Raw genomic sequence first — 19652 nt, 5'->3', positions numbered from 1 at the left:
CCCATGACTCGATCACAGACAACAACCGTGGAGCGCCCGTCGAACCGGGCGGGCGCTCCCGCGGGGCCGGAGAACGGCATCCGCGCCGGATCACGCCGCACGTTCACGGTTCGCAAGGGTCTCTCGATCTTCGCGTTCCTCTCCCCCGCCCTGATCTTCGTCGCGATCTTCATCTACTATCCGATGATCCAGGGTTCGCAGATGGCGTTCCGCAACTGGAACCTCAACAACCTCACCGACACCGCGTGGGTCGGTTTCGGCAACTTCGAGAAGATCTTCGCCGACCCGGTGTTCTACACGGTTCTCGGCAACACCCTCGTCTGGGTGATCGGCTCGATCATCCCGCAGTTCATCCTCGGTTTCGCGATCGCGCTGTGGCTGCGCCGGAAGTTCCCGTTCCGCGGGCTCTACCAGGCCCTCATCTTCTTCCCGTGGGCGATCTCGGGATTCCTCATCGGCATCCTGTTCCGCTGGATGTTCAACAGCGAGTTCGGCGTCATCAACGACCTCCTCGCGAAGGCCGGCCTGATCGACACCCCGATCCCGTGGCTCGCCGACCCGAACACGGCCATGCTCGCCGTGACGATCGCCAACGTCTGGTACGGAGTCACGTTCTTTGCGATCATGATCCTCGCCGCGCTCCAGTCCGTCCCTGACGAACTGTTCGAAGCGGCCGCGCTCGACGGTGCAGGCAAGGTACGGATGCTGTTCCAGATCATGATCCCGTACATCCGGACGACGCTTGCGCTCACCGTCCTGCTGAGGGTGATCTGGATCTTCAACTTCCCCGACATCATCTGGGCGATGACCGGCGGTGGACCGGCGAACCAGACCCACATCGTGACGACGTGGATGATCAGCACCACGCAGCGTGGTGATTACGGCGTGGCATCCGCTCTCGGGCTCATCATCGTCGCGATCCTGATGGTCTTCTCCGCCTTCTACCTGGTCGCCATCCGAGAGAAGAAGGACGTGCTGTCATGATCAACCAGGAAACGATGCCTGCGCGGGTCACCCGCGTCCTCTTCCTGGGCGTGTGGCTGGTCATCACGGTGTTCCCGCTGTACTGGATCATCGTGACGAGCTTCAAGACGCCAGGTGCGATCTTCAGCTACCCGCTCACGTACTGGCCCGAAGTGTTCTCGATCGAGAACTACGTCGGCCTGTTCGAGAAGGCCCAGTTCGGCACGTACATCGTGAACAGCCTCCTCATCTCGACGGTGGCCGCGATCTTCGCAACGGTGATCTCGATGCTGTCCGCCTACGTGCTCGCCCGGTTCGACTTCCGGACCAAGGGCGCGCTGCTGATGGCGTTCCTCGTCACCCAGATGATTCCGTCGTTCATCGCTCTCGGGCCGCTCTACCTGATGATGGTGCAGCTGAAACTCGTCGACAACAAGTTCGGCCTCATCCTCATCTACATCGCCGTCTGCATCCCGTTCTCGACGGTGATGCTCCGCGGATTCTTCGCGAACGTTCCCGACGCGCTCGAAGAGGCGGCCATGATCGACGGCTGCTCGCGGATCGGTGCGCTGTTCCGCGTCATCGTCCCCGTGATGAAGCCCGGGATCGTCGCCGCGTTCATCTTCAACTTCGTCAACTGCTGGAACGAACTGTTCCTCTCGGTGACCCTGATGAACAGCGACTCGAACAAGACCATCCCGACTGCGCTCAACGGCTTCATCTCGAGCTACAACATCGACTGGGGCTCCATGTCGGCGGCGGCCGTGCTGACGATCATTCCGACCATGATCCTGTTCGCCTTCGCGAGCAAATACATCGTGCAGGGCCTGACCGCGGGAGCGGTGAAGGGCTAGAGCCACGAGATGGCAGTTGCGCACCCAAGACCTCAGTCATCGAGGGTTGTGAGTGCGCAACTGCCATTTCACGGCCCGGATGCCGCGGCTACGCCCGTTCGGCGTCCACGGGCACGGGAACAGCGGATGCTCCGTCGCTGCCCCACATGCTCGGCTTCGGCTTCGCGAAGAACAGGGTGAGCACGGCGCCGAACAGCGCGATGCCCGCCGGCAGCAGCAGCGACTGGCCCATCGCGGCGCTGAAGCCACCCTGCAGGAACTCGGGAAGAGCCCCTCCGCCGAACGCGTCCGTCGATCCGCCCGCGTTCCCGGGCAGTTCGGCCGTCAGCCTGGCCTGCATGAGGGCTGCGATCGATGCGCTGCCAAAGACGGCGCCGACCTGACGGACCGTGTTGTAGACACCGGAACCGGCCCCGGCGAGCTGCGGCGCGAGGTTGCGCGTCGTCATCGAGGCGAGCGGCCCCCACATGCCGGAGTTGGCCACACCGAGCAGCGCGCTCGGCAGCAGCAGCAGCCAGATCGGCTGCTCGGGCGTCATCAGCACGGAGTACCAGACCAGGGAGATCCCGAACAGGGTCATGCCCGCCGTCGCGATGAGCCGCGGGTTGACCCGGTCGATGAGCTTTCCTACTGGGGCGGCGAGCGCACCGGACAGCACGGCCATCGGAACGAGCATGAGTGCCGACTGGGTCGGGGTCAGGCCGCGCACGATCTGGTAGAAGAACACGATCGGCAGGCTCATGCTCGTGATCGCAAAACCAACAGTCGCGATGACCGAGTTGCCGAGTGCGAAGTTCCTGTCGCGGAACAGCACGAGGGGAAGCAGCGGCTCACCCTTGTTGAGCGCCTGCCACACGATGAAGCCCGCGAGCACCACGATGCCGGCCACGATGAGCGACCAGACCGTGATCGGACCGGCGATGGTGCCCCAGTCGTAGGTCTCGCCCTCCTGCAGCCCGAAGATGAGCAGGAACAGACCGACAGAACTGAGGACGACGCCGAGGATGTCGAACCGGTGCGGGTGCGTGGTGAGCCGAGGCACGAGTCGCCAGGCCAGCACGAACGCGAGGATGCCGACGGGCAGGTTGATGAAGAAGATCCACTCCCAGCCCAGGCTGTCGACGAGCACGCCGCCGAGGATCGGTCCGACGAGGGTGGCCACGCCGGCGGTCGCACCCCACAGGCCCATGGCCGCTCCGCGCTTGTCCGGTGGGAAGATGCGGGTGATCACCGCCATGGTCTGCGGTGTCATCAGTGACGCGCCGAGCCCCTGGAACACCCGGGCGAGGATGAGCATGCCGATGTCGCCTGACAGGCCGCACCAGACGGAGGCGAGGGTGAAGACGACGAGACCGGTCAGGTACAGGTTCTTCGGACCGAATCGGTCACCGAGCCGGCCGGTGACGAGAAGCGGAACGGCGTATGCGAGCAGGTATGCGCTCGTCACCCAGAGGGTGTCGCTGATGCCGGCGTCGAGGCCCTCCATGATGGCGGGGTTGGCGACAGAGACGATGGTCGAGTCGACGAGGATCATGAAGAACCCCAGGACGAGCGCCCAGAGCGCCGGCCACGGTTTCGCGATGTTTTCCACGGAGAGAGGTCCTTTAGTTCGAGGGTGTTTCGGGGATGAGTGGAACAGCGTGCTCCCAGGGGAGGGTGCCTGACGTCAGTTCGGCGATGGTCCGGCCGACCCAGTCGATCTCGGCCTGGAGGGAGGCACGCTGGAGCGTCGCCCCGATCCAGTACAGCCGCGGCACGCCACGCGCCGTGAGGTCGTCGATGCGGCGGTTCAGCGCCGCCAGGTCCGCCTTCTGTGCGACGAGTCGTTCGTCGAGCGCGCGGATGACGTCTTCCTTCGTCAGCGCGTGCGCCTCCGACACCGCGATCGGGAACAGGGCGTGGTCCCGAACAGGGACGGCGAGGAGTTCACGGACCCGTGCGGAGAGGTGCTCCCTGCCCGACTCGGTGATCTCGAACGTCGTCCGCTCGGGCCGGGCCCCGTCACGGTCTGTGCCGATCGTGCGCACATGCCCGGCTTCCTCGAGCGCGTACACCGCCCGGTACAGCGACCCCGGGCTGACCGCCATGAGCCGTTCCTCCTGCCGCTGAACGGCGAGTTGATACATCTCATACGGATGCATCGGCCGCTCGAGCAGGAACCCGAGCGCGGCGATGCCGAGCGGAGGAAGTGGTTTGGGAGTCATGGGGCTTTCGGATGCCGTCGGGGGGCGAGGGAGCAGAGCGCTATTCCGGTTGGAATATTACCCGCCGGAATATCGAAGTCCAAATGCGACGTCAGTGCCCGCCGTGTACTCCGGGATAATGGACGGGTGAGCGCATCGACAGACCTGGCCGGCTGGACCCACCTCTATTCGGGCAAGGTCCGGGACCTGTACGAACGCGCATCGCGATCAGGGTCTGCACCAGACGCGCTCCTCGTCGTCGCGAGCGACCGCGTCAGCGCGTTCGACCACGTACTCTCGCCAGGAATCCCCGGCAAGGGCGAACTGCTCACCACCCTCAGCCTGTGGTGGTTCGACCAGCTCGACGCCCCCAATCACCTGATCCCCGACCACGAGCTGCGGGCAGACGGCGGGGTGGAGGAGATCATCCCCGCCCAGGTGGCCGGCCGGGCCATGCTCGTCAAGAAGCTCGACATGTTCCCCGTCGAATGCGTCGTCCGCGGCTATCTCACCGGTTCCGGCTGGAAGGAATACCTCGCGAACGGCAGCGTCTGCGGCATCCCGCTGCCCTCCGGCCTGTCGAACGGCGACCGCCTGCCCGAGCCGCTGTACACCCCTGCGTACAAGGCGCCGATGGGCGAACACGACGAGAACATCTCCTTCGAACAGAGCGTCGAGCTCGTCGGCGAAGCGGATGCCACCGCCCTGCGCGACGCTTCGCTTGCGATCTACGCCGAAGCATCCGCGATCGCCGAGAAGCGCGGCGTGATCCTGGCCGACACGAAATTCGAGTTCGGCCGGGACACCCAGACCGGGGTCATCACCCTCGCCGACGAGGTCCTCACCTCGGATTCGTCCCGGTACTGGGACGCGGCGGTGTACGCCACAGCAGAGACGCCCGAGGCCAGGATGGCGAGTTTCGACAAGCAGATCGTGCGCGACTGGCTCGCCGCGAACTGGGACCAGGCCGGAACTCCGCCAGACCTCCCCGCCGACATCGTCGAGCGGACGGCGGCGAGGTACCGGGAACTCCTCGAGCGTCTGACGGCGTAAAGTTCTGAGGGATGCCCTCCTCGCCGAACCCCTCACAGCCCTCGACAGACGCCGACGCCCACGCCCACCGGATCAAGTGGGAGAGTTTCTGGGTCTGTGTCGGCGTCGCCTGTCTCACCATCCTCGACCTGTCCAAGGTCAACGTCGGCCTCCCGTCGATCGAGGACTCCCTCGGCGGCGGCGCGACCGAGCTCCAGCTCATCGTCGCCGGCTATGCGCTCGCGTTCGGGCTCGCCCTCGTGCCCTCAGGCCGGCTCGGAGACATCCGGTCCAGGCGGAGGATGTTCCTGATCGGGCTGACGTCGTTCACCCTGGCCAGCTGGCTCTGCGCCGTCGCGCCGACCATCGAGATCCTCGTGATCGGTCGCATCCTGCAGGGCGTCGCGGCCGGCATCCAGATGCCCCAGGTCCTCGGGCTCATCCAACAGCTGTTCAGGGGCAGGGAGCGCGGGAAAGCGTTCGGGCTGTTCGGCGCCGTCATCGGTCTCTCCACCGCGTTCGGCCCCACCCTCGGCGGTCTCCTCATCGCGATCGGCGGCGAGGAGGACGGGTGGCGCCTGCTGTTCTGGATGAACATCCCCCTCGGCCTGATCGCCGTCTACTTCGCGTGGCGGCTCCTGCCGAAGACGCAACCGCACGAGGGCGGCGCGCAGACGCTCGACCTCGTCGGGATCCTGCTGCTCGGGGTGGCCACGTTCAGCCTCATGCTGCCGTTCGTGCTCACCACCGGCGGACCGGACGACGATCCGAAGCGCTGGTTCTGGCTCGTCGGTTTCGTCGTCGCCTCGGCCGGGTTCGTCTGGTGGGAACGCCGGTACCTCCGCATCGGCAAGTCGCCCGTCGTGCACTTCGGCCTGCTCCGGCTGTCGTCGTACCGCAACGGCATCCTCATCGGAACCACCTATTTCGCCGCGATCCCCGCGATGTTCCTCGTCGTCACCCTGTTCCTGCAGCGCGGCCTCGGGCTCGAAGCCGTCTTCGCCGGGATGGTGTCGATCCCGTTCGCCCTGGCCTCCGCCGTCACCTCGTGGCAAGGCGGACGGCTCGTCAACGAGTACGGTCGCAAACTCGTGGTTCTGGGTCTCATCCTCGCCGCGGCAGGGATCGGCCTCTGCTACCCGATCACGGCGCTCGAATCTGTCGAGGCGATGCCCTGGCTCCTGGCGGCATCCCTCACGCTCGCCGGCGCCGGCGGCGGTTTCGTCATCTCGCCGAACCAGACCCTCACCCTGCACGACGTGCCGGTGACCCAGGGAGGCGTTGCCGGCTCCGTCGCGCAGGTGGGGCAGCGCGTCGGCACGGCGATCGGCGTCGCGGTCGCGTCGAGCACCTTCTTCGCCACCCTGTACGCCGAGCAGGCCGGTGGCGACCCGGTGACGATCCACCGCGACGCGATCGGCAAGAGCCTGATCATCATCGTGGCGTTCATTCTGGTGGGGCTGGTCCTCAGCCTGCTCGATCTCCGCAAGCGTCGCGTCGAGGCCTGACCGCACTCGCGATCGGCCTGGCGGGAATGTTGTTGCTACAACTATAGTTGTAGCCATCATGAACCCGCTCGCATCCCCGGACCAGCCGACCGCAGACAAACTCGCCGCAGACACCGCCATGGGCCCGGTCACTCTCCTCGTGGCCGATCTCGACGTCATGACTCGGTACTACACCGAGGCCGTGCCGCTGCATCCGATCTCGGCGACAGCGCACACCGTCACCCTGGGTCGCAACGGGATCCCTGCCGTGATACTCGAACACGCACCCGAACTCACTCACGCGGCGGCGGGAAGCGCAGGCCTGTTCCACACGGCCATCGTCTTCGAGAGCCAGGCGGCACTGGCAGCGGCGCTGTACTCCGTGGCGCGGAACGCACCCGGGACCTTCACCGGGAGCGCGGACCACCTCGTCAGCGAAGCGTTCTACTTCACCGACCCTGAGGGCAACGGCGTCGAGTTGTACTGGGATCGCGCACGCACCGAGTGGAGCTGGGCCCACGGCCAGGTCGAGATGGCCACGATCTACCTCGACCCGAACCAGTACCTGGCCAGCCACCTCACCGAGCAGGGCCAGTCCGCACCGGGAGACGAGTCGGTCTTCGGCGCCGCGCGCGTCGGACACGTCCACCTCTCCGTCGGCGACGTGGCATCCGCGCGGGCGTTCTACGTCGACGCGCTCGGCTTCGACGCCACCGCATCCCTGGGCAACCAGGCCCTGTTCGTGTCAGCGGGCGGCTACCACCACCACATGGCCATGAACGTCTGGAACTCACGCGGCGCGGGCCCGCGCATGCCCGCGCTCGGACTCGGGCGGGTCGACATCGACGTCCCGGGGAAGGATGCACTCGGCGAGCTGCATGAACGGCTCTCCCACTTCGGGATCGCGACTCGCGACGACGGCAGAACCCTGAGCTTCGACGACCCGTGGGCCAACCTCATCCGGGTGCAGACCGCCTGACACCGGTCGCAGCAGGTCCCGCGACTTGTTAGCATCGTCCCCTGACGTGAGGGGAAGCATCCGTGCCACTTGATCCGTACTTCCGCGACATGTACCTGGCCAGGCGGCGGGACATGATCGCCGAAGCCCGTGGCGCGGTCGCCGGGTTCTTCGTGAGCCTCATCCCCTGGCGAACGGATGCCGCCGGGCCGGCTCCCAGCGCGGCCCCACCTGCGCAGACGGTCGGCACAGCGGCGAGCGGAACGGCCACGGCAGGCAAACGGGAAGCGAAAGCCGCCTCCGTGCCGCGCTCGAAGGAGGAGACGGCCAGGCGCAGGACCCCGGCCTGGAAGCGGCGCAACGCGAAGAAGTGGGACACGAAACTGTACGGCAGGGTCGGCCTCACTCCGCCTGCGGTCGACATCACCGACGCGACGGTCGACGTTCCGCGTTACCCGGCCGTCCGGGTGCGCGTGTACCGCCCAGCCGGAAGCGCCGGGGAGAAACTGCCGGCGGTGCTCGCCTTCTTCGGCGGGTCGTTCCAGCTGGGCGGCGTCGACTACACAAGCGTCGACGCTGCCTTCCGGATGCGGACAGCCGAGTCCCGCGTGATCCACGTCGCCGTTGACTACGCGCTCGCCCCCGAACACCGCTACCCGACCCAGATCGAGCAGGGCTACGCCGCGCTCGGCTGGCTTTTCGACTCGGCCGAGGAGCTCGGCATCGACGCCACACGGATCGGCATCAACGGAACCTCGTCCGGCGGCAACATCGCCGCGGCCGTCACCCTCGTCAACCGGGACCGTGCCAACCACCCGCTGCAGCTCCAGGTGCTCGAGGTGCCTGTCACCGACCTGACGGGCAGGTCGATCGACATGGGACCGATCCGCGAGATGCACATTCCCCGGTTCCTGGCCAGGCGGGAACTCGTCCAGGTCGTGGACGCCTACCTCGGCGACCGCTCGCGCGCCCGGCAACCATATGCGTCACCACTCCGCGCCGCCCACCACCGCGGCCTCCCCCGCGCGTACATTCTCACCTCGGAATACGATGCCCTCCGCACGGACGGCGAGTCGTACGCGGCTGCCCTGCGCGCGTCAGGGGTCGAGGCCAGCGCCGTCAGGTACCAGGGCGCCACTCACGAAGCCGCCATGTACACGAAGGTCGTCCCCCTCGCCCGCCGTTGGCACGCCGACGTCGTCGGAGCGCTGCGCACGTTGCACGACGGCGAGAGTCACGTGGGGCGGATGTAACCGCGGTCGCGGGCCGAGGCCACGGCCGCCGTCCGCGACGAGACCTGCAACTTGGCGAAGATGTGGACGAGGTGACTCTTCACCGTCGCCTCGGAGAGGAACAGTGCCCGCGCGATGTCGCGGTTCGACAGCCCGTCGGCGACGAGCCCGAGCACTTCGGCTTCGCGGGAGCTGAGCGCTTCGTCTGCCGCGTTCTGCCGAGCTTCGAGTCGACCGGCCACACGGGGCGCGAGCGCGCTCTCGCCCCGTGCGGCGGCGTGCACCGCCGCAACGAGTTCGGCCGGCGGAGCGTCCTTGAGCAGGTACCCGCTCGCCCCGGCCTCCACGGCGCCCAGGATGTCGGCATCCGTGTCGTAATTGGTGAGCACGAGGACGTGCGGGGCGTCCTCGGAGGCACGGATCCGTCTGGTGGCTTCAGCCCCCTGCATGCCGTCGCCGAACTGCAGGTCCATCAGCACGATGTCGACGCCCGACCTGCTCCGCTCGACGGCCTCCGCCCCTGTCGCAGCCTCGCCGACCACAGCCAGGTCGGGCTCGGTGGCGAACAGGGCTCGGAGACCCGCGCGGACGACAGGGTGGTCGTCGGCGATGAGGAGGCGGATCATGCCTCGGCCGCCGTCAGCGGACGGATGCTCGTGGCGGGTCCGGTGATCGGGATGGTCGCGGCAAGCGCCGTTCCCTCCCCCGGGCGCGATTCGACACTGAGGGTGCCTCCGAGGGCGCTGAGCCGCTGCCGGATCGCGGTCAGCCCGAACGACGGTCGGTCGGAAGCGCTCGCCGGGGCGTCGGGATCGAAACCGGCGCCGTCGTCGACGACGTCGAGGGTGACGCTGTCACTCTGGTAGGTCAGCGTCAGTTCGGCCCGGCCGGCCCTGGCGTGCCTGGCGACGTTCGCGATGGCACCCTGGGCGATCCGCAGCAGGGTGGCGTCGACGCTCATCGGCAGCGGGACCGGGTCTCCGACCAGCTGGAAGTGCACGGATGTGCTCGCTCCTCCTGCGCGCAGGGTGTGCTCTGTCGCAGCGGCCAAGCGGCGGAGCGCACCGGGAAGGGTGCGGTCGTCGAGGGCGGGAGGCGTCAGCTCGGCGATGATCCTGCGCGTATCGACGAGGGACTCCTGTGCGGTCTGGCGCGCGAGCTGCAGCTGCTCGAGCCCTGGACGTTCGGCGTCGAGGCGTTCGGCCGCGTGCAGGAGCAACTGGATGCTCGACAAGCCCTGCGCGACCGTGTCGTGGATCTCCCTCGCCAGCCGTTCCCGTTCGGCCAGCACCCCTGCGGCCCGCTCCGCGAGGGCGAGTTCGTCGCGCGTCTCCACGAGTTCTGAGATGAGACGCTGCCTCTCCTCGGCCTCCCGGTAGAGCGCGCGATACCCCAGGCCGATCGCGACCGCGACACCCGCGCCGATCATCGGCCCGAGCACGCCACCGATCGAGAACTCCGAGTGGACGCCGACGGCGACGATCGCGACGCCGGTCGACACGAGAACCGCGGCCACACCGCCTCCCGGGCCCAGCAGCTGGAGGTAGAGGAAGAACAACGGGAAGACGATGAACGCGGCATCCGGTGTGAGCCAGACCAGGACGAGCCAGACCAGGCTCAGCGCCAGGACCCAGACTCGGCCGGTCCAGGGTCGAGAGGCCAGCGCAGGCAGCCGGTGGGCGATGTACGCGCCGCCGAGGTAGACGACCAGCATCACGACAGATGCCGTGTGCACGGCGGTCACGTTCGGTGCGTCTGCGAGGACCGAGCGGACCATGACGAGCACGATGAGCCCGATCAGCAGCAGGTGCAGCGACCAGCGCAACCCGGCGAAAACCGGGGTCAGGGCGGAATGATTCATCGTCTTCTCTCTCGCCAGAAGCTTACGTCGCCGCCGGGACCCCGGCATCAATCGAAAGGACGAGGTGCCGGTAGGATGGGAGCATTCCACCCCTGACACCCGGGAGACATCGGTGCCCACAATCGTCGTAGAAGTAATGCCCAAGGCTGAACTGCTTGATCCGCAGGGAAAGGCCGTCCAGGGCGCACTCACCCGCCTGGGCCGGAACGAGTTCACCGGTGTCCGCATCGGCAAGCGTTTCGAACTCACGGTCGACGGCCCCATCACTGAGGAGACGCGCGCCGCCGTCGCGCGGATCGCCGAAGACATCCTGTCGAACTCGGTGATCGAAGACGTCGTCGGCATCCACTACCCCGAGGCGGAGTAGCCGTGAGAATCGGCGTCATCACCTTCCCCGGGTCGCTCGACGAGCGTGACGCACAGCGCGCCATCCGGTTCGCTGGCGCCGAAGCTGTCGCCCTCTGGCACGGCGAACACGATCTTCACGGGGTCGACGCTCTCGTCCTGCCCGGCGGGTTCAGCTACGGCGACTACCTGCGTGCTGGCGCGATCGCATCCGTCTCCCCGATCATGGCCGAGGTCATCGACGCCGCGAACAAGGGGATGCCCGTGCTGGGAATCTGCAACGGCTTCCAGATGCTGACGGAGGCGCACCTGCTGCCAGGCGGCCTGATCCGCAACGAGCACGGCACCTTCGTGCGCCGTGACCAGGTGCTGAGCGTCGAGAACACGTCGACGGCGTGGACCAACGGCTTCAGCGCCGGCCAGGAGATCACCATCCCGTTGAAGAACGGCGAGGGCGGATTCATCGCCTCCGAGGACGAACTCGACCGCCTCGAGGGTGAGGGCCGCGTCGCCTTCCGATACGTCGGCAAGAACCCGAACGGCTCGCTCCGTGACATCGCCGGCATCACCAACGAACGCGGCAACGTCGTCGGCCTGATGCCGCACCCCGAGCACGCGGTCGAACCCGGATTCGGTCCTGACACCGCGGATGCCATGCGGTCGGGCATCGACGGACTCACCTTCTTCACGAGCGCCGTGCGCGCGCTCCAGGCGGTCTGACCCGCCGCACCGAGATACCGAACTGGGCTCCCAGCCGACGACATCCGTCGCCGCGGGGAGCCCTGTTCGGTTTATGGGCGGGTCACCTCTCCAGTGCCGCGAAGCTCCCGGTGTCCGTGCGACGGTAACGGGGGTGACGGCGGCGGATGTCGTCGAGGTGGTCAGCGTCGACAGCGCCCAGGTTACGGATCAGGATGATGAGCCAGGCGAAGATGAGGCATGCCGCGATGAGCTCCACGGCCGTGAGGTTGTAGTACCCGAGCGCGAACAGCACCCCGGCGAAGACGATCACAGCGAGGAACACGAAGCCGAGCGCGACGAAGGCAGGCGAGATCGGCGGCACGAGGCGTCCGATGCTGATGATGAGGGCCGCGTACACGGTCACCATCCCCGAGGCCACGAAGTTGTGGACCGCGAGGTTCTCGTCGACGGGGAACAGGCCGACGCACGCCAGCATGACGCCCATGACGACGAGTCCGCCCTGGAGCAGGCGCACCCGCCTCCGCGATTTCGGCGACTTCGACAATGCCGCGATCTCGAGCTGCTTCGTCGAATAGCTGGCCACGACGGTGACGAGGAAGCCGGCGAGGATCAGCGTGAAGTTGAAGGCGAACCCGGAGATGTCGTCCCCCGTTCCGAGGGCGCTGAGGTTCATCTCCCACCACTGCGGGTTCTCAGCGGTGAGCATGCTCGTGATCGTCCCCATCGAGAGGAACACCGCCAGGAGCGCGGCCAGCCGGTAGATGTTCATGCTCACGGCGGAGAGGTACGCGAAATAGACGCTGACGGCGCCGGCGGTTCCGACGAGGACCGCGCACGCGAATGGGAACACCACCGCACCGATGAACGACCGCTGGAACAGCGAGAACAGGGCGAGCGTGCCGATCAGGATGACGCAGCCATGGGCGACTGCGAGTGCGGCGATGTCGAGGACGTCGCGCCAGACCCCACCTGCGCGCCGCGCGGACGGCTTCGCCCTGCGGCGCCGGACGAGCCCGCCGACGACAGCGGCGGCGGCGAGCACGGCGGAACCGATAGCGGCCATGTCGCCGGCGGATCCGCGCCCGGACAGAGGCACCGCATCACCGCGGGTGAGCAGGACGCTGACGCTGCCGAGCAGGACGAGTGCGGCCGCTCCCGCTCCGAGAGCGAGCGATTCGGATGCGACCGCGCTCCGCGATCCGTCGGTGGCATCCATGATCGGCCTCCCCCTCTGAATGGGTGCTCGCATCGTCGCAGACCGGATCGGCCCGTGCTTCGTCCGGAGTGGGTGAGCCCTGCGGCCCGCAGGCGTCGAGGTACCGAAAAGGGCTCCCACTGGCGGCGATGCGGCCGTCGCAGGGAGCCCTTTCGGTGTGTCGCGGGTCAGGCGGTTTAGGTCACATCCCGCTTCCACGACACGAAGTAGCCGACGACGGTGAGCACGAGGGCAATGGCGGCGAGGAGGAGCCCGCCCTGCCACCATTCGAGCGGTTCGACGCTGCTGCCGGTCGCGCTGATACTGAAGAAGCTCGTCGCCCCGACGAGTGCGTCGCTCGCGGCACCGGGCAGGAATTTGCCGACGGTTGCTGCCCAGTCCGCGAACATCGTCACGGCACGAAGGGTCGGCTCCACGAATTGCGTGAACGCGAGGATCACGACGATGGCGGCCACCTGGTTCGGGATGAGCGTGCCGAGCCCGACACCGATGACCGCCCAGAGGGCGAGGGCGAGGATGGCGCGCCCCATCATCGCCCAGGTGTCGCTCTCACCGAGCTGCGTGTCGAGGCCGAACAACGCAAGCGCGCCAGCGCCTGCACCGAACGAACCGATCACGCCGATGATGCCGTAGACGGCGCCGAACAGCAGGAGGGCGACGGACTTCGCAGCGAGCACGATCCCACGCTTCGGTGTCGCAAGGAATGTCGGCGTGAGCATCTGGTGCCGGTACTCGCTCGTGACGGCGAGAGCACCGAGAAGCACAGGGAAGACGTAGCCGAATGTGCTCACAGAGCCGTAGAGGATCGGCGCCAGGAACTCGGTCGGCGGAGCCTCCTGCTGCACGGCCTGGCTGTCCGACGTCGAGAAGAACCCGAAGAGCGAGCCGATGCCTCCGGCGATGAAAGCGATGTAGACCACCAGGATGATCGCGAGGATCCACCAGATGCGTGTGGTGAGGAGTTTGCCGATTTCGGCGTTGAGCGCGGAGAAGAACGTGTTCACAGCGAACCCCCCTCTCCGACGAGCGCGAGGAATGAGTCTTCAAGCCCCGACTTCTGCCGATGCAGGGAACTCACCTCCACTCCGGCCGCGAAGGCGATATGCCCCACCTGGCCGGGTTCGAGCCCCGAGACGAGAATCCCGGCACGCGCTTCCTCGAATGAGACGGATGCCGCGGTGAGCGCAGCGGCGAGCGCCGCCCGGTTCGGCGAATCGACGATCACCTTGGTCGCGGCTCCCTCGATCTCGAGGCTGGACAGCTGGCCGCGGTGGATGAGGGTGCCGCGCGCGATGATGACGACCTCGTCGACGCTCTGCTGCACTTCGCTGAGCAGGTGCGACGAGACGAGGACCGTGCGGCCCTCGGCGGCGAGCGAGCGCAGGAATCCGCGGATCCACTTGATGCCCTCAGGGTCGAGGCCGTTGATCGGCTCGTCGAGGACGAGGACGCCGGGGTCGCCGAGCAGGGCGAAGGCAAGGCCGAGGCGCTGGCGCATGCCGAGGGAGTAGCCGCCGACGCGGCGGCTCCCGTGTTCGCCGAGGCCGACGGTGTCGAGCACGACGCCTACCCGCTTCTGGTCGATCCTCGCGGCCTTCGCGTAGACCGAGAGGTGGTCTTTCGCCGTCCTGCCCGGGTGGAAGCTCGCCGCTTCGAGGGCGGAACCGACCGTGCCGAGCGGGGACGGCAGGTCACGGTAGCGGAGGCCGCCGATCGTGGCAGAACCGGATGTCGGAGTGACGAGACCGAGCAGCATCCGCAGCGACGTGGTCTTGCCTGCGCCGTTCGGGCCGAGGAAGCCGGTGACGCGACCGGGTTCCACGGTGAAGCTGAGGTCCGTTACTGCAGGGACGGGGCCGAACCGCTTGGTGAGGCCGGCGAATTCGATGGGGACTCCCGTTGGCATGCTGCTCCTGAAGTAGATGGGCGGGGGTGCCCCTCTACTCTGGCAGGACTCGCTTCGCCCCGGCATCCCCCGCGCGGCGGAGATGACGACGGATGCCGAAGCTCCGACTTTCGGACGACGCGGAGCGGTGCACCGCCCTGCGAGGATGGAGGCATCCCGATTCCCGTTGCGCGCCTCCGACGGCCGCTGCATCCCTTCCACTGGAGTGTCTTCCGTGTCTCCCCGCCTGTTCTACCGCACGCTCGCGATCGCCGAGGCGGTGACCTGGACGCTCCTGATCACCGGACTGCTGATGAAGTACGTCTGGGACCTGGGTGACCTCGGGGTGCGGGTCGGCGGGACGATCCACGGGTTCGTGTTCCTCGCGTATGCCATGACCGCCGTCCTCGTCGGGGTGAACCAGCGGTGGAGCATCCCGTTGATCGGCCTCGGCGTCGTCACGGCGATCGTGCCGTACGCGACGATCCCGTTCGATCTCTGGGCCGACCGCACCGGCCGGTTGAACGGCCCCTGGCGCCGGACGGCCACTGACGACCCGCGCGACCGTGGCTGGGTCGATGTCACCCTGCGCTGGTTCCTCAACCACCCGGTGATCCTGACCGTGCTGTTCGTCGTCGCCCTCGTTGCCATCTTCGCGACGCTGCTCGTGATCGGCCCTCCAGGCGGCGAGAGGTAGCGAAATCGGCCGCGCCGATCAGCTCCCGCTCACCGGATAGAATTGAGCCATCCGGCACGCCCTCTATCTAGGAGCCTTCGCCCCGTGAGCACCCCCGCAACGTCAGTGGCTGACACTGTCTCGAACGCCATCGCCACCCCCGAGAAAGAGCAGCCGTACGCTGCGCTCGGGCTCAAGCCCGATGAGTACGCGAAGATCCGCGAGATCCTCGGCCGCCGCCCCACCTCGGGAGAGCTCGCCATGTACTCGGTGATGTGGAGCGAGCACTGCTCCTACAAGTCGAGCAAGATCTACCTGCGCCAGTTCGGCCAGAAGGTCAGCCCTGCCATGAAGAAGAACCTCATGGTCGGCATGGGCGAGAACGCGGGCGTCGTCGACGTCGGCGAGGGCTGGGCCGTCACCTTCAAGGTGGAGAGCCACAACCACCCCAGCTACATCGAGCCGTTCCAGGGCGCCGCGACCGGCGTCGGGGGCATCGTCCGCGACATCATCTCGATGGGCGCCCGCCCCGTCGCGGTGATGGACCAGCTGCGCTTCGGCGCGATCGACGACCCGGACACGGCACGCGTCGTGCACGGTGTCACGAGCGGGATCTCGTTCTACGGCAACTGCCTCGGCCTGCCCAACATCGGCGGCGAGACCTACTTCGACAAGGTGTACCAGGGCAACCCGCTCGTCAACGCGCTCTCGGTCGGCGTGCTGCGCCATGAAGACCTTCACCTCGCCAACGCCTCAGGCATCGGCAACAAGATCGTGCTGTTCGGCGCCCGCACCGGTGGCGACGGCATCGGTGGAGCATCCATCCTCGCCTCGGACTCGTTCGACGCTGCGGGCCCCACCAAGCGCCCCGCCGTGCAGGTCGGTGACCCGTTCGCCGAGAAGGTGCTCATCGAGTGCTGCCTCGAGCTGTACAAGAACAAGCTCGTCGAGGGCATCCAGGACCTCGGAGCAGCCGGCATCTCGTGTGCGACGAGCGAGCTCGCCGCGAACGGCGACGGTGGCATGTTCATCGAACTCTCGAACACGCTGCTCCGCGACCCGTCGCTCACGCCTGAGGAAATCCTCATGTCCGAGTCGCAGGAACGCATGATGGCGGTCGTCGAACCCGGCAAGCTCGAGGGTTTCCTCGCGGTCACCGCGAAGTGGGACGTCGAGACGTCCGTCATGGGCGAGGTCACAGACACCGGTCGCCTCGTCATCAACTGGCACGGCGAGGAGATCGTCAACGTCGACCCGTCGACGGTCGCCGTCGACGGCCCGGTCTACGAACGCCCCGTCGCGTACCCGGCCTGGCTCGACGCGCTTCAGGCCGACACGGCATCCGCTCTCGAACGGCCGACGGATGCCGCGACGCTCCGCTCACAGTTCCTCACCCTGCTCGGTTCGGCGAACCTCGCGGACAAGAGCTGGATCACCGACCAGTACGACTACTACGTCATGGGGAACACGGCGCTCGCCTTCCCCGACGACGGGGGCATGATCCGCGTCGACGAGGAGTCGGGACTCGGTTTCGCCATCGCCACGGACGCGAACGGCCGCTACTGCCAGCTCGACCCGTCGCTCGGTGCGAAGCTCGCTCTCGCCGAGGCGTACAGGAACGTCGCCTGCACCGGCGCTGTCCCCGCCGCCGTGACCGACTGCCTCAACTTCGGCTCCCCGGAGAACCCCGAGGTGATGTGGCAGTTCTCGCAGGCCGTCGAGGGCCTGTCTGACGGCTGCCTCGCGCTCGAGGTCCCCGTCACCGGCGGAAACGTCTCGTTCTACAACCAGACCGGAGACACCCCGATCTTCCCGACGCCCGTCGTCGGTGTGCTCGGCGTGATCGACGACGTTGCACGTCGCATCCCGAGCGGCTGGCAGGACGAGGGCGACAACATCTACCTCCTCGGGACCACCAGCGAAGAGCTGTCGGGTTCGGCGTGGGCAGGGACCATCCACGACCACCTCGGCGGACTCCCGCCCGCAGTCGACTTCGACCGCGAGAAGGACCTGGCAGAGCTGCTGCACGCCGGATCGCAGTCGTCGATCATCGGTTCGGCGCACGACCTGTCAGACGGCGGCCTGGCCCAGGCCCTCGCCGAGAGCGTCCTGCGCTTCGGCGTCGGCGCCCGGGTCTGGCTCGGTGACGTGCTCGAGCGTGACGGCATCGACGTCGCGACCGCGCTGTTCTCAGAGTCCACCGGCCGGGTGATCGTGTCTGTGCCGCGCGAGGACGACGTGAAGTTCCGTGGCCTGTGCGAGGGCCGCAACTACCCCGTGCTCCGCATCGGTGTGACCGACAAGGCATCCGGATCGCTTGAGATCCAGGACCTGTTCACCGCGACGATCGACGAGCTGCGCTCCACGCACCGCGCGACCCTGCCGGCGGCGTTCGCGTAACCCCTCGCGCTTCTGCACCGAGATGGCAGTTACGCACCTAAAACGGAGGTTTTCCATCCGTATGGGTGCGTAACTGCCATTTCGCGTCTCGGGAGACGAGGGCTGTGGAGAAGCAGCACAGAGAACGCACGGAACAGGGCACACTCTCGGGATGCCCCGCCGCATTCCGCTTCCTCCGAAGCTCGTTGCCGCCCCGTTCACGGCTCGCGATGCAGCGGCTGAGGGGCTGAGCCGCGGTCGTCTGCGCAGTGTCGATGTCACGCGCGTCTTTCGGGGCGTCTACAGATCCGCCGGCGCCAGTTTCAGCGTCGCCTCGGCAGCCGCCCGGCGTCTCCGGCCCGGCCAGTTCTTCTCCCACCTCACCGCCGCCCGGCTGCACGACCTCTACCTCCCCCGACGCCTCGACAGCGTCGCGCTCCTGCACATCACCGCCTTCCGCCCCGCCGCAGCGCCACGCGCGCACGGGGTCGTTGGCCACCACACCGAACCCGGTTCCGTTCGCGTTGTGTCGATTGCCGGCATCCCCCTGGCATCCCCCGTCGACACGTGGTGCGAACTCGCATCCGTTCTCACCGTTGCCGAACTCGTCGAGATGGGCGACGGCCTCGTCCGACGGGTCCGGCCTCTCGCGACGATGAACGAGCTCGCGGATGCCGTCGCACGCTCGGCCGGACGTCGCGGCTCGCGGGCGCTCCGAGAGGCGTTTGCACACGTGAGGCCCGGCACCGACTCGCGGCAGGAGACCCGCCTAAGGCTGCTGATCGTGGACGCTGGACCTCCTGAACCCCTGGTGAACTCTGAGATCCGTGACGTACTCGGCCGATTTCTCGCCCTCGGCGATCTCGTCTACCCGACGTGGAAGGTGCTCGTCGAATACGACGGCAGCCACCACTTCGCGTCTGAACGACAAGGTCATCACGACGTCGACCGGCTCGACCTGCTCATGGCGGACGGGTGGCGCGTCATCCGGGTGCACCGCGAGCACATGGCGACCGGCGCTGAGGGCCGCGTCCGCGCAATCCGCGAGGCCCTTCTCCGTGCCGGCTGGCGCCCGAAATGACAGTTGCGCATCCATAACGCGAGAGTTCGGCCGTTGTGGGTGCGCAACCGTCATTTCGCGACATAGACCGTCGATACGATGGTCTGATGACGATCACCGCAGCCGCAGACGGCTCCGCCCTCGGCAACCCGGGCCCCGCAGGCTGGGCCTGGTACGTCGACGACGAGCACTGGGCGGCGGGCGGCTGGAAGCACGCCACAAACAACCAGGGTGAGCTGAAAGCCGTGCTCGAACTCTTCCGCGCGACGGCACACCTCGACGACGACCTGCTCGTGCTCTGCGACAGCCAGTACGTGATCAATACCGTGACCAAGTGGATGCGCGGCTGGAAGGCCAAGGGCTGGCGCAAGGGCGACGGCAAGCCGGTGATGAACCTCGAGATCATCAAGGAACTCGATGAGGCGATGGCCGGCAGGCGCTACCGGTTCGAGTGGGTCCGCGGCCACGCGGGCCACCCTCTGAACGAGGCCGCTGACATCCGCGCGCGGACGGTTTCCGAAGCATTTCAGTCCGGGCGGCCGATCCCTGAGGGACCGGGCTGGCCCAGCGACGACGATACGGATGCCACTGTGCCCGCCACGGTCGCGGCCCAGGTCAGAGAGACGCCGGCCGTGGAACCAGACGCCCGGGCCGACGATATCGATGCTGAAGCGCCGACCCTGTTCGCGCTGGAGGACCCCGACCTGCACGAGGTCACACTGTGGCTCACGGATGACGAGCACGTGCGACTCTTCGAACGCGCCCGTCAGGCGGGGATCAGCCCAGAGGAACTCCTCCGCAGCCTGATCTGATCGCAGC

At 67.3% G+C, this 19652-nt stretch carries 19 protein-coding genes; 12 read left to right on the top strand and 7 right to left on the bottom strand.

Features of this window, described 5'->3' with window-relative positions; translation table 11 throughout:
- The first annotated feature begins 3 nt into the window (after positions 1–3).
- On the top strand, positions 4–984 hold the full coding sequence (locus AC1M2K_RS09035) for a carbohydrate ABC transporter permease (RefSeq protein ID WP_480239064.1): 981 nt from the start codon (positions 4–6) through the stop codon (positions 982–984).
- Positions 981–1817 carry a carbohydrate ABC transporter permease gene (locus AC1M2K_RS09030; RefSeq protein WP_480239065.1) on the top strand — a complete coding sequence of 279 codons (837 nt, stop codon included), beginning with the start codon at positions 981–983 and terminating at the stop codon, positions 1815–1817. The genes AC1M2K_RS09035 and AC1M2K_RS09030 overlap by 4 nt, the downstream gene beginning before the upstream one ends.
- A gap of 88 nt (positions 1818–1905) precedes the next feature.
- On the opposite strand, the gene AC1M2K_RS09025 is transcribed toward AC1M2K_RS09030, so the two are convergent.
- Positions 1906–3408: a DHA2 family efflux MFS transporter permease subunit gene (locus AC1M2K_RS09025; RefSeq protein ID WP_480240708.1), complete on the bottom strand. Its 1503-nt coding sequence runs from the start codon at positions 3406–3408 to the stop codon at positions 1906–1908.
- Between the two features lie 13 nt (positions 3409–3421).
- The gene (locus AC1M2K_RS09020) at positions 3422–4021 is read right to left on the bottom strand and encodes a PadR family transcriptional regulator (RefSeq protein WP_480240707.1); all 600 of its coding nucleotides are present in this window, start codon (positions 4019–4021) and stop codon (positions 3422–3424) included.
- Between the two features lie 126 nt (positions 4022–4147).
- Between AC1M2K_RS09020 and AC1M2K_RS09015 the strand changes: the two genes are divergently transcribed.
- The 4 genes from AC1M2K_RS09015 (at position 4148) to AC1M2K_RS09000 (ending at position 8730) form a co-directional block, all read left to right on the top strand.
- The gene (locus tag AC1M2K_RS09015) at positions 4148–5053 is read left to right on the top strand and encodes a phosphoribosylaminoimidazolesuccinocarboxamide synthase (RefSeq protein ID WP_480240706.1); all 906 of its coding nucleotides are present in this window, start codon (positions 4148–4150) and stop codon (positions 5051–5053) included.
- Between the two features lie 11 nt (positions 5054–5064).
- Complete coding sequence (locus AC1M2K_RS09010; protein ID WP_480240705.1) at positions 5065–6540, top strand: MFS transporter; 1476 nt, start codon at positions 5065–5067, stop codon at positions 6538–6540.
- A gap of 58 nt (positions 6541–6598) precedes the next feature.
- A complete protein-coding gene (locus AC1M2K_RS09005) occupies positions 6599–7498 on the top strand; it encodes a VOC family protein (protein WP_480240704.1) in 900 nt (299 codons plus the stop codon).
- 62 nt (positions 7499–7560) lie between these two features.
- Positions 7561–8730, top strand: coding sequence for an alpha/beta hydrolase (locus AC1M2K_RS09000; RefSeq protein WP_480240703.1), 1170 nt, complete (start codon positions 7561–7563; stop codon positions 8728–8730).
- Here the strand turns inward: AC1M2K_RS09000 and AC1M2K_RS08995 are convergent.
- Entirely contained in the window at positions 8712–9335 is a 624-nt protein-coding gene (locus AC1M2K_RS08995; RefSeq protein WP_480240702.1) for a response regulator, read from the bottom strand. The two genes, AC1M2K_RS09000 and AC1M2K_RS08995, sit on opposite strands and share 19 nt — an antisense overlap.
- Positions 9332–10570 carry a sensor histidine kinase gene (locus AC1M2K_RS08990; protein ID WP_480240701.1) on the bottom strand — a complete coding sequence of 413 codons (1239 nt, stop codon included), beginning with the start codon at positions 10568–10570 and terminating at the stop codon, positions 9332–9334. The genes AC1M2K_RS08995 and AC1M2K_RS08990 overlap by 4 nt, the downstream gene beginning before the upstream one ends.
- A 112-nt stretch (positions 10571–10682) precedes the next feature.
- On the opposite strand from AC1M2K_RS08990, the gene purS reads away from it, so the two are divergent.
- Both purS and purQ read left to right on the top strand, forming a co-directional pair.
- Positions 10683–10937 (top strand): phosphoribosylformylglycinamidine synthase subunit PurS, encoded by a 255-nt coding sequence (purS, locus tag AC1M2K_RS08985; RefSeq protein WP_480240700.1) that lies wholly within the window; start codon positions 10683–10685, stop codon positions 10935–10937.
- A 2-nt stretch (positions 10938–10939) separates the two neighbouring features.
- Entirely contained in the window at positions 10940–11635 is a 696-nt protein-coding gene (gene purQ, locus AC1M2K_RS08980) for a phosphoribosylformylglycinamidine synthase subunit PurQ (RefSeq protein WP_480240699.1), read from the top strand.
- Between the two features lie 82 nt (positions 11636–11717).
- Here purQ and AC1M2K_RS08975 read toward each other — a convergent pair whose 3' ends face one another.
- The 3 genes from AC1M2K_RS08975 to AC1M2K_RS08965 form a co-directional block, all read right to left on the bottom strand.
- Entirely contained in the window at positions 11718–12833 is a 1116-nt protein-coding gene (locus AC1M2K_RS08975; RefSeq protein WP_480240698.1) for a DUF998 domain-containing protein, read from the bottom strand.
- 176 nt (positions 12834–13009) lie between these two features.
- Positions 13010–13837 (bottom strand): ABC transporter permease, encoded by an 828-nt coding sequence (locus tag AC1M2K_RS08970; protein ID WP_480240697.1) that lies wholly within the window; start codon positions 13835–13837, stop codon positions 13010–13012.
- The gene (locus AC1M2K_RS08965) at positions 13834–14739 is read right to left on the bottom strand and encodes an ATP-binding cassette domain-containing protein (protein ID WP_480239078.1); all 906 of its coding nucleotides are present in this window, start codon (positions 14737–14739) and stop codon (positions 13834–13836) included. The genes AC1M2K_RS08970 and AC1M2K_RS08965 overlap by 4 nt, the downstream gene beginning before the upstream one ends.
- 214 nt (positions 14740–14953) lie before the next feature.
- Between AC1M2K_RS08965 and AC1M2K_RS08960 the strand changes: the two genes are divergently transcribed.
- The 4 genes from AC1M2K_RS08960 to AC1M2K_RS08945 all read left to right on the top strand — a co-directional run bounded on the left by AC1M2K_RS08960 (position 14954) and on the right by AC1M2K_RS08945 (position 19645).
- Entirely contained in the window at positions 14954–15415 is a 462-nt protein-coding gene (locus AC1M2K_RS08960) for a DUF3817 domain-containing protein (protein ID WP_480239079.1), read from the top strand.
- A gap of 84 nt (positions 15416–15499) precedes the next feature.
- A complete protein-coding gene (gene purL / locus AC1M2K_RS08955) occupies positions 15500–17794 on the top strand; it encodes a phosphoribosylformylglycinamidine synthase subunit PurL (protein WP_480240696.1) in 2295 nt (764 codons plus the stop codon).
- A 151-nt stretch (positions 17795–17945) separates the two neighbouring features.
- Positions 17946–18854 (top strand): DUF559 domain-containing protein, encoded by a 909-nt coding sequence (locus AC1M2K_RS08950; RefSeq protein WP_480240695.1) that lies wholly within the window; start codon positions 17946–17948, stop codon positions 18852–18854.
- Between the two features lie 86 nt (positions 18855–18940).
- Entirely contained in the window at positions 18941–19645 is a 705-nt protein-coding gene (locus tag AC1M2K_RS08945; protein ID WP_480240694.1) for an RNase H family protein, read from the top strand.
- Positions 19646–19652: the final 7 nt, after the last annotated feature.

This window comes from Mycetocola sp. Y171 (genome assembly GCF_056713165.1).
The sequence above is the reverse complement of the archived record's forward strand: the minus strand, read 5'-3'. Positions and strand labels throughout refer to the sequence as shown.

Excerpts from the sequence above, each read along its gene's own strand:
- AC1M2K_RS09035 (WP_480239064.1), top strand. The coding sequence starts at position 4 with ATGACTCGATCACAGACAACAACCGTGGAGCGCCCGTCGAACCGGGCG.
- AC1M2K_RS09030 (WP_480239065.1), top strand. The coding sequence starts at position 981 with ATGATCAACCAGGAAACGATGCCTGCGCGGGTCACCCGCGTCCTCTTC.
- AC1M2K_RS09020 (WP_480240707.1), bottom strand. The coding sequence starts at position 4,021 with ATGACTCCCAAACCACTTCCTCCGCTCGGCATCGCCGCGCTCGGGTTC.
- AC1M2K_RS09010 (WP_480240705.1), top strand. The coding sequence starts at position 5,065 with ATGCCCTCCTCGCCGAACCCCTCACAGCCCTCGACAGACGCCGACGCC.
- AC1M2K_RS09005 (WP_480240704.1), top strand. The coding sequence starts at position 6,599 with ATGAACCCGCTCGCATCCCCGGACCAGCCGACCGCAGACAAACTCGCC.
- AC1M2K_RS08995 (WP_480240702.1), bottom strand. The coding sequence starts at position 9,335 with ATGATCCGCCTCCTCATCGCCGACGACCACCCTGTCGTCCGCGCGGGT.
- AC1M2K_RS08990 (WP_480240701.1), bottom strand. The coding sequence starts at position 10,570 with ATGAATCATTCCGCCCTGACCCCGGTTTTCGCCGGGTTGCGCTGGTCG.
- AC1M2K_RS08975 (WP_480240698.1), bottom strand. The coding sequence starts at position 12,833 with ATGGATGCCACCGACGGATCGCGGAGCGCGGTCGCATCCGAATCGCTC.
- AC1M2K_RS08965 (WP_480239078.1), bottom strand. The coding sequence starts at position 14,739 with ATGCCAACGGGAGTCCCCATCGAATTCGCCGGCCTCACCAAGCGGTTC.
- AC1M2K_RS08950 (WP_480240695.1), top strand. The coding sequence starts at position 17,946 with ATGCCCCGCCGCATTCCGCTTCCTCCGAAGCTCGTTGCCGCCCCGTTC.
- AC1M2K_RS08945 (WP_480240694.1), top strand. The coding sequence starts at position 18,941 with ATGACGATCACCGCAGCCGCAGACGGCTCCGCCCTCGGCAACCCGGGC.